A 15166-nucleotide genomic window follows, 5' to 3' on the forward strand; every position below is an offset into this window, starting at 1 on the left:
ATGAAGGTATTTATTACTGTTGAGCAAAAAATCGAACTCGAACGCTTGCATGATACCACTCACGATGGGCGTGTTCGTGATCGTATCAACGTCGTACCTCCAGCTTCCGAAGGCTAGAGTTCAGCGATGATTGCGCAAGCTGTTTTTTGGTGGGAAAGTTCGCCAATGCATTTTTATAATAGTTGTGTAATAAAATCAGGGATGCTCTGAGAAATATGCTCAGTCGTGTTGAATAAAAACCCCCGTAATAACGGGGGCTTATATTTTACACTTTACAACGAGTAACTGTTAGAACGGAATATCGTCGTCGAAATCCATTGGCGGCTCGTTGCTTTGTGCCGGAGCGCTATTCTGAGCTGGGCGCTGCTGCGCTTGCGCGCCGCCGCTGAACTGGTTGCCGCCCTGCGGTTGCTGAGGTTGACCCCAACCGCCTTGTTGTTGGCCGCCACCTGCATTGCCACCGCCTGCTGGTGCGCCGCCGCCCTGACGTCCACCTAGCATTTGCATGGTGCCGCCGACGTTAACGACCACTTCAGTGGTGTAACGCTCTACGCCAGCCTGATCGGCCCATTTACGGGTTTGCAGTGCGCCTTCGATGTAGACCTGAGAGCCTTTACGCAGGTATTCGCCCGCGACTTCTGCCAGCTTGCCGAACAGAACCACACGGTGCCATTCGGTCTTCTCTTTCTGCTCACCGGTTTGCTTGTCACGCCAGCTTTCAGACGTAGCCAGCGTGATGTTGGCAACTGCACCACCATTCGGCATATAGCGGACTTCCGGGTCTTGACCCAGATTCCCGACAAGAATCACTTTATTAACGCCTCTGCTGGCCATGCTCGTATCTCCTGATGAATCGATAGATTTATTTTAAGTCTAAACGATCAATCTTAACATGGGAAAACTCTCTGTCATACCTGCGAAATGGCTTCAGAAATGAAAGTCAGATTTGCAGCGTTTGCAAAAGTAAACGGGTTTAATACTGGATATCCATTCAGTTTTTTTTGTGCCATAATTGTTCGTTTCGTACCGGTTCTCTCCGTTCGGGAGACGATGACAAACCGTTTTTATTCCGGGAAGTGTGTGAATGGATAAGATCGAAGTTCGTGGTGCTCGTACTCATAATCTCAAGAATATCAATCTGATAATTCCCCGCGACAAGCTGATCGTCATCACTGGTCTGTCTGGTTCGGGTAAGTCATCGCTGGCGTTTGACACGCTGTATGCCGAAGGGCAGCGACGCTATGTGGAATCACTTTCCGCCTACGCCCGTCAGTTCCTATCGCTGATGGAAAAACCGGATGTTGATCATATAGAAGGGCTATCGCCCGCGATCTCTATCGAGCAAAAATCTACTTCACACAACCCGCGCTCTACGGTTGGGACAATTACTGAAATTCATGACTACCTACGCCTGCTGTTTGCTCGCGTGGGTGAGCCGCGCTGCCCAGAACATGATGTGCCGCTGGATGCACAAACCGTCAGCCAGATGGTGGACAACGTGCTGGCGCAGCCGGAAGGCAAGCGTCTAATGCTGCTGGCACCGATTGTGAAAGATCGTAAAGGTGAGCACAGCAAGACGCTGGAAAACCTGGCGTCACAGGGCTATATCCGTGCCCGTATCGACGGCGAGGTGTGCGATCTTTCCGATCCACCGAAGCTGGAATTACAGAAAAAACACACCATCGAAGTTGTCGTCGATCGCTTTAAAGTGCGAGAAGACTTGGCGCAGCGGCTGGCGGAATCGTTTGAAACCGCGCTGGATCTGTCCGGTGGTAGCGTGGTCGTAGCGGATATGGATGACCCTACACAGCCTGAACTGCTGTTCTCGGCGAACTTTGCCTGTCCGGTGTGTGGCTACAGCATGCACGAACTGGAACCGCGTATGTTCTCGTTCAACAATCCGGCGGGGGCGTGCCCAAGCTGTGATGGTCTGGGTGTGCAACAGTTCTTCGATCCGGCTCGCGTGGTGCAAAATGCGGAGCTGTCGCTGGCTGGTGGTGCGATTCGCGGTTGGGATCGCCGAAATTTCTACTATTTCCAGATGCTGCGTTCACTGGCGGAGCATTACAAATTTGACGTCGACGCCCCGTTTGAGGGCCTGAGTGCCGCGGTGCAGAAAGTGATTCTGTACGGCTCCGGTAAAGAGAACGTCGAATTCAAATATATCAACGATCGCGGTGACACCTCGGTACGTCGTCATCCGTTCGAAGGCGTGTTGCATAACATGGAACGCCGCTATAAAGAGACGGAATCTACGGCGGTGCGCGAAGAGCTGGCGAAATTCATCAGCAACCGTTCCTGCGCCAGCTGCGGCGGTACACGCCTGCGTGAAGAAGCGCGTAACGTGTTTGTCGAACAGACGACACTGCCGCAGATTTCCGATATGAGCATCGGCCATGCGATGACGTTCTTCCAGAATATGAAGCTCAGCGGGCAGCGTGCTCAAATTGCCGAGAAAGTGCTGAAAGAGATTGGCGATCGGCTGAAGTTTCTGGTGAATGTCGGGCTGAACTATTTGTCGCTCTCCCGTTCCGCGGAAACGCTGTCTGGCGGCGAGGCGCAGCGTATTCGTTTGGCAAGCCAGATCGGGGCTGGGCTGGTTGGCGTGATGTATGTTCTGGATGAGCCGTCTATCGGCCTGCACCAGCGCGACAACGAGCGCCTGCTGGAAACCCTGATCCATCTGCGTAATCTGGGTAATACCGTTATTGTGGTGGAACATGATGAAGATGCGATTCGGGCCGCCGATCATGTGATTGACATCGGCCCCGGTGCGGGCGTGCACGGCGGACAGATTGTCGCCGAAGGCACAATGGACGAGATTATGGCGGTGCCGGATTCTCTGACGGGGCAGTTCCTCAGCGGTAAACGCAAGATTGAAATCCCGAAGCAGCGCGTACCTGCGGATCCGACCAAAGTACTTAAGCTGATTGGTGCGAAGGGCAACAACCTGAAAGACGTCACGCTGACGCTGCCAGTTGGCTTGTTTACCTGTATCACCGGCGTGTCAGGATCGGGCAAATCAACGCTCATCAACGATACCTTGTTCCCACTGGCGCAGCGTCAGTTGAATGGTGCAACGCTGGCAGAACCTGCTGCTCACCGTGAAATTCAGGGGCTGGAGCATTTTGACAAGGTGATCGATATCGATCAGAGCCCGATTGGCCGAACGCCGCGCTCCAATCCGGCAACCTATACCGGTATTTTCACGCCAATCCGCGAGCTGTTTGCTGGCGTGCCGGAAGCGCGTACCCGTGGTTATAACCCCGGTCGTTTCAGCTTTAACGTACGCGGTGGACGCTGCGAAGCCTGTCAGGGCGACGGTGTGATCAAGGTAGAAATGCACTTTCTGCCGGATGTCTATGTGCCGTGTGATCAGTGCAAAGGCAAACGCTATAACCGTGAAACGCTGGAAATTCAATATAAAGGCAAGGGTATCCATGAAGTGCTGGATATGACCATCGAAGAAGCGCGTGAGTTCTTTGATGCGATTCCGGCGCTAGCGCGGAAACTGCAAACGCTGATCGACGTTGGCCTGTCTTATATTCGCCTTGGGCAGTCGGCCACTACGCTGTCTGGCGGGGAGGCACAGCGTGTGAAACTGTCGCGCGAGCTGTCAAAACGCGGAACCGGCCAGACGCTGTATATCCTCGACGAGCCGACAACCGGCCTGCACTTTGCCGATATTCAGCAGCTTTTGGCTGTGTTGCATCAGTTACGCGATCAGGGCAATACCATCGTGGTGATTGAGCACAATCTGGACGTGATTAAGACGGCTGACTGGATTGTCGACTTAGGGCCGGAAGGTGGCAGTGGCGGTGGAGAAATCCTGGTTTCCGGCACGCCGGAAACAGTAGCGGAGTGCGAGCAGTCCCACACTGCGCGATTCCTGCGGCCGATTTTGGCGCGCGAAGCCTGATAGCAGGGGGATGGCGATGTGGATGCAATATGAAATCCGCCTGAAGCCGAAAGCCAGAGGCTTCCATCTGGTGACCGACGAAATACTGGCGCAGGTTATTGCCCTGCGCCAGATAAAAATCGGGCTGATGCATGTGTTCATCAAGCATACTTCGGCGGCGCTGACGATGAATGAGAATGCTGACCCTACGGTACGGCAGGATTTCGAGAGCTTTTTTAATCGCTTAGTGCCGGAGGATGAACCGTATTACCGTCATACGTATGAAGGTAGCGACGACATGCCCGCGCATCTGAAAGGCAGCCTGCTGGGAAACAGCCTGACGATTCCTGTCACCAACGGGCGCCTGAATATTGGCACCTGGCAGGGTATCTATCTGTGCGAACATCGCAACCACGGCGGCAGCCGTTCGCTGATCGTTACGCTGAATGGGGAATAACCCCTTTGAGGCGAGTGGTATCAGAGGCGTATCCCGATAGCACTGAACTGCCTGCACGGCAGTGAACCGTAATCCGTTCTCCCGCGCTAAAACCGAAATTTTCTAAGCTGCCGTACAGGCAGTGAACTTTATCGAGAATGCGGGTGATAATCGGATCGTTTTCTAAGCTACCTACACGGCAGTGAACACCTCACGTTAACCGGGCCTCTTCGCTTAAAATTTCTAAGCTGCCTACACGGCAGTGAACTGTTAGATTTTCACGCTAATCATCAGATTATTAAAGATAATATGGTTTTTTTTGCGAAAACCCCTTTTTTATTAAGGCGGCCAACGGCATTTAAAAATCAATGGCTTGCCGTTGGCCGTTAAAAAAGGGTCAGAACCAGGGAACGGTGGTTTCTGCGCTCAACCCGTAGGAGGAGAAGCGCCCTGCTACGGGAGCGTCCTGTAGCGGACCATGTTCCACAAACACAAAGAACATCTGCCCGTTCGACAGGCTCTTAATTTGCACAAATGGCAGTGCGCTGCGTTTTTCCACCGCATCAGGAATTCGTGCTGAGGCTTCCGCCTCCGTCAGCCAGCCTTTGTTCACCGAACGTCGACGTAGTCTTTCGGCGCTGCTCTTGAACTGAACGCGGCGTACAGTGCGAAACTTTGCGTCGTTAGGTACGGGATTACACTCAGAAACCTGTGTGTAATCCCGCAATCCTTTTAGCCAGAACGTTTTTTCTAACGCAGAGAGCGCGTCTTCCGTACCGTGTAGCCGCAAGCATTCCCCCAGTGTTTTACCCACTTCGGGAAAGCTAATCCCAATCTTGCCATCCGCCAGTTGCCCTAGCACCCGGTGCAGTTTTGCAAATAGCGCGTTCAGTAGCTGGGATGCAGTGAACTCGGGATCGGGTTGGACGCGAATATCAATGTAGTGATCCATACCGCCACCTTATTCGCCTTTTTCACCAAACACACCGCCGCGAATCAGTGTGGCGATTACGTAGTGCTGTTGCTCCGGCAAGGGGACATCGCCTTTAATTACCCAGTTATCCAGCAGAGTGTAAAAATCCATTTTCTCTTTGGGTTGGCGATAGGCTTTACCGCGACTGGTGACGGAGCCGTAAGGTTCGACGGCAATCGGACCCGCTTCATCAGCAGCCGGATACCAGTCGTCGATGGTGCGCAATGCGTTGCCAATTTTCTGTGAGTGAATGGCTGCGACATCATTCACTTGATAGAGGATCTTGCTTTTGCCGTTACGCGCTTTTTCGTCGAGCACCAGTTCCTGAGAAGGGAAGACTTCCTGACCGTTACCTAGCTGTACATAGGCTTCGACGGTAAAAAGGGCCGAGGCGTCGCCCGCCAGCCCTTTCTCAATCGCTTGTGCCAGTGCGGCAAGATCGCCTGCCGGCTGGCTGAACTGGCGCAATGAATAGTCTTCTCCGTTAAATTCCCAGCTCTGCTCACCTTTCTTGGTGACGACCACGCGGATCGCCTCTGCGCCGACACGGTTGCGCCACAGAAAACGACCGTTCGCGATGTTCTCTGCATAGCGTGCCGCTAATGTGCTGAAACCTTGTTCCTGAGCGTATCCGGTAATAATTTGCCCCAACGCGGTTTGGTACTCCTGATCGTTACAGACCGATGGCTGCGCCAGATTACCCAATACCCGCAGAGTGAACACGACTTTCAGGGTATCGGCCCCGAAGGGAAGGGCGGCGACGTCCACTTTTTGCAGGTTGGCTTTCTGAATTTCCGCATCCAGTTTGGCTGGGTCGCTAGTGAGGGCATTTTTCAGGCGGTTAGAGATCGTCCCGCGTACTGATTTCTCCTGAATGGCAATAGCCGTCCAGTTATCCTGCTGCGCCCAGTTGCCTGCATACATCAACGCATCCGAGTTAGCCAATTTACGTTCAAAAGCCAGTACTGATGCGGTCTTTAACGTCGTTGCTGCTTTTGCCATGATGTCGTCCTTTTTAGTAATCGAATTCGTAGGAAGTGTCTTCAGCTACAGGGTGGGTATCCGCTAATTGGCGGCAGTGATAATCGCCGTTCTGATAGTCATATTCCCAGAGTATCTGGAGGATATCGCTGATGCGGTGCGCGCCTTGCCATTCCCCGATGCCGTAGGCGGCTTCGACAAAACAGAACGGCGTGTGTGGATCGCGGGTTTTATCGACCTCACCGGGCGCATAAAGTGGCGAAATGGCACGGTAGCCAATCATCAATGGCGTCAGAAAACCGCCGTCGCCGGGTTTGGGAAGGTATTTCCACTGTATGGTGTTATCGTCAGGATCGTGTTCTGACTGCATCTTTAGCGCGGCAAAATCCAGCCAGGCATCGATCATTTCTGCTTGTGGGTTGGCTTGCTGTAACGTCTGAAAATGGCGATGCAGTAATGAGGTGCGATCTCGCAGCACAAAGCCCGGTAATAGGCGGCGCATGACTCCACGAGTTTCCGTTTCGTCCACCGGTAACGACTGGACGGTGACCCGCTCGATATCAATCACGGTTCCTCCTGCCAGACGTTGGCATTGCGCCTGCTGTTTCAAATGTTCACATAGCGCTGTCGTGTCCGCTGGGATCTGTCCGTCGCAGCGTATTAACAGCGAGACGGTCATATGCATGCGGCCTTCTTCATTAAAAGCGGCGGTTTTTGCTTCTTTGGTGAGCGGATTTCGTGTCAGGGCAAAACTCCGTTCCCAACTGGAGCCATAAGCGTGTAGCTGATGCTGATGGCTTACCACGCCGCAGCCTTCCAGCGTCAGACCGTGGCTGGCCTGTAATTTACGCGATAGCGCATGGGTAAAACCGAGAAAGTGCGTAATGGCGGGGAAGCCGTAGGTCAGTCCAGCAATGGCGTTGGCGTTTTCGACCTGGATACGGCGGAGGATAATCAACGTGCTCATGCCAGCTCCTCTTTCAGTGCGCTTTCCATTTCACGCATACGACGTTTGAACAGGGCTGCGGTAGACCATTCCCGACGTTCTACCTCGCCGAAAATCAGGTTTTCATGCTTGAGGCGACGGTTCAGCCAGCGGCCAAAATCGTAGGCGATGGCCTGTTGCCAATCTTCCGCTTCGCGTTCACGGCGGAAAACAGTATCCGTTTCTGCACGATAAGGGTCGAGCCATAGCTGCTGGGCGCGTTTCAGTTCAGATTCTGCGCTCCAACCAGAGGGGAGATTCTGCACGCTGGCGACATAGAAGAAGAGCTGATCGATCAACTGGTCGAGGTAACGCAGGCGCTGTTGACGAATGTCGCGATTGTTTTCCACGTTTTTTACGCTGAGTAGGAAGTTGCGCATTGGTCTTACTATGTCTCTGGTGCGATAGTCCACTTCACCGTTCAAACGGAAAATACATTCATGCTGCTGCGGCGGTTTTTCAATACTATTCCACTGCGGTGGCGCGCTGCTGAGCAAATAAGAACGACCGCTGCGGCTGCTGTTTAGCGCAGAAATATTTTGCGGCTTAGTGCCACCCATATTCTGTACTGCCAGGTTGGGATAGCTGATAGAGAGTTGGTCGTGCCATTGATTTGTTCTTTGGGCCTGACGAATCGCTTTTGCCTCGTCGCCAAAACGCATGGCATTAATCCGCTGGTGGAGAGCCTGTGCCAGTGAAGAGGAGTAAAGCGGGCTGAGCAGATGGTATTCACCGCTTGCTAGTGGGAAATAGATCTGTTTGGCTAGCTTATGTGAGCTGGGTTGGCGATTGGTGAACACCTGTTGAAACCCTATTAGCCACGGTGCAAGCTGTTCCGGGTTTTCAGCCAGCGCTTCCAGTGCGCGGTGGTCACCACGCTGTAAGGCTGCGACCAGCGAATCTCCGTCGTGTTCAGTCTGTAGCAGCTTGGCAACGTCTAATGCAGCTGCGTTGCCGACGGCATCGATGGCGGGTTGTGCCAGCGTCGCGGTAGAGAGTGTTTTGGCATCCGCTACCGTTTCGGCGTTAAAGACGCTGTTGCCTTTGGCATCACTGTGGGTGAACTTCACCGCGTGGGTGACCAGGCTAATTTGTCCAGCGCGGCTGGCGGCATCAGTTAACCAGTTGCGCACCTCGTGCTTCTGCTCTATTTCCTGCCGCGCCTGTGCCAGTTCTTGTTCCGCTACAGCCAGCACTTCATCGCTGAGTGCCGCGCGTTTCTTCTCCGCCTCTTTATCGAAAGCATCCAGCTTGGCCTGCTTTCGATTAGTCACGTAGGACACGATGAACTGTGTCAGCCTGTTTTCTTCCATTCCTCCCCCTCTTGTCATTGTTTAAACACCCCTAATAGCGGGTGCCAGTACCAGTCCTCTTCTTCTCGTAGGCGAATTTCGCCGAAACGGGCGCTCACCCAGCTCAGTTCCCACTGCTTTTCTTCTGCCAGCCGTTGGTACAAGGCGTGGTAATCCGGTTCGATCCAAGCACTGACGCCTTCTGCCATGTTTAGCGTGACGGGGCGAGCAATATCGTTTTGCTTCCAGCCGCTGGGTCCATCGTCCTGCACCATGAAAACCGGTTCTTCGTCGTCATCGGCGATCCACAGGGTGTACGCTTCATCTTTCGCCGATTGACGAAATGGTGTACGCCGCTGTAGTTCGCCATTCCAATGCGGGTGCGCGCGCCACCAGAAGGCCGCGGGAGGGCGTTTCAGGTCATCGAGTTTTTGATTTTTGAGGCCAAGCAGTGTTTTTCCTAAAACGGCATGCTCTAGCGCTACCAGCGAAAGCGGTTTGGTAAACGATACTGGCTGTACGATACGCGGCGTGGCACTGAGATGGCGGTACTCTTTTTCCTGCAATAGCTGGTGGAGATCGTGTGTATCTAGGTTGTCATCCTGAGACTCAAAGCCAGGTTTACAGTACGCGATGTCTTTCCCTTTAAGTGCTCGAATATTGTGGCTAAGCAGATAGATATTGGGGGTTTTAGGCACATACTGCTTGTCCTGCCGGTGACGCAATATTCGTCCGGCAAGCTGGATAAGCGAACGCATCGAGCTAGGCTCGACAATCGCCCAGTCGTAATCATGATCGCGGCCCACTTCTGCTACCGAGGTCGCTAACACCACAAAGAGGTGATGCAGTTGCGACGAGTTTTCTATCGCCTGACGAATTTCCTCCACTTGCCACAGCGCGTTGATATCGTTACGCATTAGCGCAGCATCAAGCCGCTGTTCAATGTGGGAGCGCATCGCTAGCGGGTGTTGGCTGTGATAAATGCAGTAATGAATGCAGGTATCCGGTGGCGAGGGGATGGTAAGTAACTGTCGAGCAACGGCAACCAGAGGTTCGATGTTTGCCATTCTGACCAGCCCCAGCGAGACGGTTTTCCCGTTTTCATGCTGTTGGTGATGCTGAGAATGTAAATCGAACATCCGTGGATGGATCGCGTGCGCGACGGCCAGATGAACATCGTCCGCATTTTTACTGGGACTGCTGACCGGTACGATAGTGGCGAAGCGTAGCGGGAGTTCATCTTTCGTCAGATTTTTTAGCCGCTGATGAACGAACGCATCGTGCCTGACCATGAAGTCTTTCACGTCGCCATATTGCTCGTTCTGACAGTCAAATTCATCAAACCAGCCACAACAGACGTTCAGTAGTGTATTTGGCGTACCGTAAGCCTGTTGCCAGGCGGCGCGGCCATCAAGATAGGCATCGAACAATGCACGAATTAACGCAGGCGGAAGCGTGGCTGACGACAGCAGCACGCGTGAGCCCAACATTCCCGCCCAGTTAACCAGCCGGCAAAGTGAAGGAAGATCTTCCAGACCAAAATCATCCGGTTCATCCAGCACCAGATCGGAGGTTAATAGCCGTAGCATGGGGGCAATCTGGTGGCCGCCGCGTAGCCCTTCCGTTGCGGGCATCAGGTGATCGATAGTGGTGATCAGCACTGGCGCACTCAGTAATTGATGCAGAGTTGGACTGCGTTCCAGCCATGCTTTTAGCCGACCATCATCCAGCGATCCATCGTAACGAACATACTGATGTTCAGAGAACAATGGATCGGCAGATTCACTGCCGGTCTGTTGCGTATTCTGCTGGCGTTGTTGATTTTCTTTCTGCATTTCATGGAGATCTTGCACCGCCAGTGAACCAATCAACACCGCTAAGTCGTCTTCGTCCAGCTTCAAACGCTGCCGTAGTGCATCGCCCGTTTGCAGCGTCAGCGTGCGTAACCCTAGTGCGACGGAGAAACGGCAACCGATGGATTCATCCGACAAGCCATACATAATTCGTGCATTAGCGAACGTTTTTCCCCTGCCTGTCGATGCCATATTGACGCCGAAGAAGCCGTGCTGCTTGCTGGTTTCACGAATGGAACAGGCAAGGTCGAACGCGCGATCTTGCCAGCGAAAGTGCGGGTGCGTGCTACGTTGCCGAAACCCTTTGTGGCGAGTAATCGCGGGGAGCGTGTCACGTAGGTGCGGCAGGCTTCGCCCCAGCAGTAAGGCATTTTGCCCAACGCCGATGCAGTGTTCATCCAGCCTCTGTTTATATTCCCCGGTCTTGCGGTCGGTGTTAGCCCACACAGGATAAGTGATGTCCTGCCAGCCAACCGTTGCCGCTCCTGCCGAGTAGTGGTGGTCTGCCAGCATTAGCGCGAGACGTGCCAGATGCACGGTCAACCGTTGATCTAACTGGCTGAAATGCAGAAAGGAGGGCAGCTTCAGTGCGCGATCCGCAAATTTTCGTGCCTTCTCGCGCCAGACTGCGCAGCGCAGCGGTGTGCCATTAGGGAACTGCCAGTTTTGCTCTCGCTCGTGTGGCGTCCAGTCGATCTGACAATGGTTGAGTGCATTCCACTGCGGAGAAAGATGGTCGGTTAACCATGTCTCAGCGAAACTTAACTGTGGCTCACTGCTATTTGGTGCAAGCTCTGTCGATTTATTAAACACAGGCAGGCGATGGTGAGAAACAATCAGCCAGGCTATGGTTTGCGCCAGAGGCGGTAAGGTCCGAAATGGACTATCGCTGAATGTCGGTTTATCCCGTTGCAGACCAGCCAGTAGTATTGTTTCTGCTTCAGAGGTAATCATGCTGAGCGTGGTTAGCCAGGCTTTATCGTCCTGCTCACCGACAAAGGCCTGAAATAGTCGTAGCGATACCCATTCATGTCGATAGGGTTGGCTGCGTGGGCCAGTACCGCTCAGGCCAGCCTGAAATAGCATATTGGCTTTGCCAACATCGTGAAATAGCCCAGCAATTGCGGCCAGCAGGCTAAACACTTCGGCGCTATGCCACGGGTTTTCATCTTTTGTGCGCAGAACATCCCGGCTAGTGGTATTGGTGGGGACACTTCCCTGAGCATTAAAACGCCGCAGATTACCGACGACCCACAACAGCTCGGTGTGGTTTGTGCTACGAACCCAGTGGCAGGCAACTGCCGTGTTACGACGCGCCGTTTTGCGCAGCAGCCTGCGTAGCGTGTTCAGCCCTTCCTGTGTGATGGCCGTTTGCCATGTGCGCTCGCCTTTGCGTTCAGCAAACTGATCCAGTATCCGGCGGGTTTCAATCAGCGCTCGCTTATTGCATTCTGAAATCAGCAGAATGTTCATTGAGTTGCCTGACTTAGCTTGCTGGCGACATCCTGTAAGCTGCTTATCATCACATCCAGCGCTTCGGATTGTTGAAATGCGGTCAGGCAGCGCTGACGAAATTCTTGCTCCTCCTCGCCTTCCATCGCGGCAATAAACGCCTGCGGTAGCACCAGTGCATCCTTAATTAAATCGGCGACGTCGAATACCAGCCCGCCACGGCGAGTTTTACCGTGTAACACGGCTAACCCGTGCGGAAGCCCCAACACCCACGTTGAGACGGCTGCAAGCCCATAAGCCAGATAGTTACCGTGATCGAGAAAGCGGTTCGCCAAATCGGTGCCGCCGCCGCGTTTGGCACGGGTAAAGTCGCCATAGCTCACGGTATTGGCGGCTAATTTATACAGTGCTTTGGTCATCATCGCTTCCTGTACCAGCACATCATTGCTGGTGCGACAATCGGTTAACCCTTTTTCATAACGATCCAGAAGCGCCTGAAGATGCTCGGACTTAAAGGTAAAGCGCGATTCACGGGACAGACGAGAACCCAGCCAGTGCTGTCGAATTTGCGCTATTCGCACTTGTTGGAAGGCGATGGCGGCGGCCAGCCTTTTCTCATCATCGAACCAAAAGCTGACCCAGTCCTGCAAGTACTCGGTTGGTCGATATTCGCTCTGTGGCGATAGCCAGGATACTGCGACTTCAGCCTCGTTGGCGGCAAACAGTGGTGTACCACCACCGCCACAAAAACCAATCATCACGCCTGCTCTGGCAAATTCTCGCATAGCGGCCTGCGTGACGGAGGTACCGGTTCCCAACATCACCACGCTGGTATTGGCGATGGGAATATTCCAGTACAGAGACTGGTTTCCTTCCTCTGTGACATATTCGACACGGCCACCGTTGACGAGAATGCGACAATGTTGGAGGTAATAAACATTGGCACGTTTGGAATGCAGAATAGTTTTTAAGTCCGAAGGCCTAAAGGCGTTATCCATAATATATTTTCTGCCGTAATAGATAGTAGCCATGACGCCAGCGAAATAGATCGCAAGCTAACCATTTGATAAGGAAAAATATAATCATAAGAGACTAATGAAAATCAGACTATCACAGTTGTATGTGAATAATGGTGACCACAAAAAATATTACCCAAGCACAGACCCTTTTTATTTGGCCTATTTCACAGGATTAAAAATCAATGAGTTACAGTTGGGGTTAAAAAAAGGGTTTTTATGGTGAAAATGGCAATTGCTGCTAATAAAACAAATCGTTAGAGTGATCGGGTTACAGTTCACTGCCGTACAGGCAGCTTAGAAAGATGGGTGCCAGGATCCAGCCGATAGCCTCTGGTTCACTGCCGTACAGGCAGCTTAGAAATGCGTAATATCAGCGCGGTGCCGGATATGCTCGTTCACTGCCGTACAGGCAGCTTAGAAAAAGCGGAATTCGTCTATTTTCTCCAGCAGCAAGTTCACTGCCGTACAGGCAGCTTAGAAAGCTGACAAAACAAAGTTGGACGGAATCAGCGCGTTCACTGCCGTACAGGCAGCTTAGAAAAAAGAATTGCGTGTATCCGGCATTATCCCGTTGTTCACTGCCGTACAGGCAGCTTAGAAACATTGAGTTCACTGGCTTTTTTATTGGACATAATGTTCACTGCCGTACAGGCAGCTTAGAAAGGAAATAAGCTGGTGGTCTGTGCTGCACAACGGTTCACTGCCGTACAGGCAGCTTAGAAAAGGGTGGCAACGGCTGACTATCCAGCCACGTTGTTCACTGCCGTACAGGCAGCTTAGAAATTGCCGATCGCAATCAACCCGCCCAGCACAACGTTCACTGCCGTACAGGCAGCTTAGAAATGGTCGGCGTCAATATGGTATTGGAGCTGAACGTTCACTGCCGTACAGGCAGCTTAGAAATTTCTTCAGTGCGCAATGTGAATATGGTCGGTGTTCACTGCCGTACAGGCAGCTTAGAAAAACCTTTATTGCACCGTATTTCCCTGTAAACGGGTTCACTGCCGTACAGGCAGCTTAGAAAATCAACATAGCTCTTATTCGCCGCATCCTGCGGTTCACTGCCGTACAGGCAGCTTAGAAAACTGACAATGTTATTGCTTTTAATGAATTATCAGTTCACTGCCGTACAGGCAGCTTAGAAAGGTTGCAGAAATGGGAACGGTGGCGCTTTGCCGTTCACTGCCGTACAGGCAGCTTAGAAAAATCACGCCCGGAGCGGTCAGGATGCGCTGCTGTTCACTGCCGTACAGGCAGCTTAGAAAGCTACCGCATTAAAGAAGGTCAGTTGATCCTCGTTCACTGCCGTACAGGCAGCTTAGAAACAGCAATTCAACGCCAGACGGCCCCGCATAGGGTTCACTGCCGTACAGGCAGCTTAGAAAATGAGCCAGATAATTACACTCGCCCTTGATGGCGTTCACTGCCGTACAGGCAGCTTAGAAAGATTGGCCTCCACTGCGCAGGCGGTGCAACAGGTTCACTGCCGTACAGGCAGCTTAGAAATTATCCCGTTTGCTGAGAAAACACAGCTTACCGTTCACTGCCGTACAGGCAGCTTAGAAAATATCCGCCATAAAGAAAGCCAGAGGTGAATCGTTCACTGCCGTACAGGCAGCTTAGAAACGCCAACGATGTACTTATCACTACACAACACACGTTCACTGCCGTACAGGCAGCTTAGAAATACTGTAAATCGCCTGGCGATGGATGCTGATCGTTCACTGCCGTACAGGCAGCTTAGAAATGTCACTGCCAGCGTAAAATCCTCAGCCGTCAGTTCACTGCCGTACAGGCAGCTTAGAAAGTGCAGCACTAATCACCAAAATCGGCCTTGAGGTTCACTGCCGTACAGGCAGCTTAGAAAATCTGCGCACATATCGTTATTTGGGTGAGGGGGTTCACTGCCGTACAGGCAGCTTAGAAAGCCGAAGCCAATAACTTTTTGCCCTTCATTATGTTCACTGCCGTACAGGCAGCTTAGAAAAAAAGGTGCGGAAGTGAAAGCCCGTGCTGCCAGTTCACTGCCGTACAGGCAGCTTAGAAATCAGCCAGCGCCCACAGCCGCGTTAACACTTTGTTCACTGCCGTACAGGCAGCTTAGAAAAGCAGAGAACGGCTATCAGCGGCTCTTTGTGCGGTTCACTGCCGTACAGGCAGCTTAGAAAAGGATCACAACGTTGTCAGGATTACGTTTGTGGTTCACTGCCGTACAGGCAGCTTAGAAATACAAGCTCACCTGGCGTTAAATTTTCATTAAGTTCACTGCCGTACAGG

The 15166-nt window shown here is 52.6% G+C and carries 9 protein-coding genes, 1 pseudogene and 1 CRISPR repeat array (1 of these 11 running past the window's edge); of the genes and pseudogenes, 3 read left to right on the forward strand and 7 right to left on the reverse strand.

Features of this window, described 5'->3' with window-relative positions; translation table 11 throughout:
• A pseudogene (locus CLR69_RS16470) lies at positions 1 to 114 on the forward strand (IS630 family transposase); the annotation flags it as partial.
• A 174-nt stretch (positions 115 to 288) separates the two neighbouring features.
• On the opposite strand, the gene ssb1 reads toward CLR69_RS16470, so the two are convergent.
• Positions 289 to 834, reverse strand: a complete 546-nt coding sequence (gene ssb1, locus CLR69_RS16475; protein ID WP_005975000.1) for a single-stranded DNA-binding protein SSB1 — start codon at positions 832 to 834, stop codon at positions 289 to 291.
• Positions 835 to 1084: 250 nt separating this feature from the next.
• Here ssb1 and uvrA point away from each other — a divergent pair, with 250 nt between their 5' ends.
• Both uvrA and CLR69_RS16485 read left to right on the forward strand, forming a co-directional pair.
• Positions 1085 to 3919, forward strand: coding sequence for an excinuclease ABC subunit UvrA (uvrA, locus tag CLR69_RS16480; RefSeq protein WP_129712165.1), 2835 nt, complete (start codon positions 1085 to 1087; stop codon positions 3917 to 3919).
• 16 nt (positions 3920 to 3935) lie between these two features.
• Complete coding sequence (locus tag CLR69_RS16485) at positions 3936 to 4355, forward strand: secondary thiamine-phosphate synthase enzyme YjbQ (RefSeq protein WP_129712164.1); 420 nt, start codon at positions 3936 to 3938, stop codon at positions 4353 to 4355.
• Positions 4356 to 4731: 376 nt separating this feature from the next.
• Here the strand turns inward: CLR69_RS16485 and cas6f are convergent, their stop codons facing one another.
• The 6 genes from cas6f to cas1f are packed head-to-tail and all read right to left on the reverse strand — an operon-like array spanning position 4732 to position 12868.
• Complete coding sequence (gene cas6f / locus CLR69_RS16490) at positions 4732 to 5286, reverse strand: type I-F CRISPR-associated endoribonuclease Cas6/Csy4 (protein ID WP_129712163.1); 555 nt, start codon at positions 5284 to 5286, stop codon at positions 4732 to 4734.
• A 9-nt stretch (positions 5287 to 5295) separates the two neighbouring features.
• Positions 5296 to 6309, reverse strand: a complete 1014-nt coding sequence (csy3, locus tag CLR69_RS16495; protein WP_129712162.1) for a type I-F CRISPR-associated protein Csy3 — start codon at positions 6307 to 6309, stop codon at positions 5296 to 5298.
• A gap of 13 nt (positions 6310 to 6322) precedes the next feature.
• Complete coding sequence (csy2, locus tag CLR69_RS16500) at positions 6323 to 7255, reverse strand: type I-F CRISPR-associated protein Csy2 (RefSeq protein WP_129712161.1); 933 nt, start codon at positions 7253 to 7255, stop codon at positions 6323 to 6325.
• A complete protein-coding gene (gene csy1, locus CLR69_RS16505; protein WP_129712160.1) occupies positions 7252 to 8586 on the reverse strand; it encodes a type I-F CRISPR-associated protein Csy1 in 1335 nt (444 codons plus the stop codon). Before csy1 ends, csy2 begins: the two co-directional genes overlap by 4 nt.
• Positions 8587 to 8600: 14 nt before the next feature.
• Complete coding sequence (cas3f, locus tag CLR69_RS16510) at positions 8601 to 11891, reverse strand: type I-F CRISPR-associated helicase Cas3f (RefSeq protein ID WP_129712159.1); 3291 nt, start codon at positions 11889 to 11891, stop codon at positions 8601 to 8603.
• Entirely contained in the window at positions 11888 to 12868 is a 981-nt protein-coding gene (gene cas1f / locus CLR69_RS16515; RefSeq protein WP_129712158.1) for a type I-F CRISPR-associated endonuclease Cas1f, read from the reverse strand. Before cas1f ends, cas3f begins: the two co-directional genes overlap by 4 nt.
• A gap of 294 nt (positions 12869 to 13162) precedes the next feature.
• Positions 13163 to 15166: direct repeats of the CRISPR family, unit length 28 nt; unit sequence GTTCACTGCCGTACAGGCAGCTTAGAAA (it continues 252 nt past the right edge of the window).

Source organism: Pectobacterium zantedeschiae, assembly GCF_004137795.1.
Lineage (GTDB): Bacteria > Pseudomonadota > Gammaproteobacteria > Enterobacterales > Enterobacteriaceae > Pectobacterium > Pectobacterium zantedeschiae.

Bases quoted from the DNA above. Each gene is read 5' to 3' on its own strand.
- ssb1 (WP_005975000.1), bottom strand. From the start codon at position 834: ATGGCCAGCAGAGGCGTTAATAAAGTGATTCTTGTCGGGAATCTGGGT.
- uvrA (WP_129712165.1), top strand. From the start codon at position 1,085: ATGGATAAGATCGAAGTTCGTGGTGCTCGTACTCATAATCTCAAGAAT.
- CLR69_RS16485 (WP_129712164.1), top strand. From the start codon at position 3,936: ATGTGGATGCAATATGAAATCCGCCTGAAGCCGAAAGCCAGAGGCTTC.
- cas6f (WP_129712163.1), bottom strand. From the start codon at position 5,286: ATGGATCACTACATTGATATTCGCGTCCAACCCGATCCCGAGTTCACT.
- csy3 (WP_129712162.1), bottom strand. From the start codon at position 6,309: ATGGCAAAAGCAGCAACGACGTTAAAGACCGCATCAGTACTGGCTTTT.
- csy2 (WP_129712161.1), bottom strand. From the start codon at position 7,255: ATGAGCACGTTGATTATCCTCCGCCGTATCCAGGTCGAAAACGCCAAC.
- csy1 (WP_129712160.1), bottom strand. From the start codon at position 8,586: ATGGAAGAAAACAGGCTGACACAGTTCATCGTGTCCTACGTGACTAAT.
- cas3f (WP_129712159.1), bottom strand. From the start codon at position 11,891: ATGAACATTCTGCTGATTTCAGAATGCAATAAGCGAGCGCTGATTGAA.
- cas1f (WP_129712158.1), bottom strand. From the start codon at position 12,868: ATGGATAACGCCTTTAGGCCTTCGGACTTAAAAACTATTCTGCATTCC.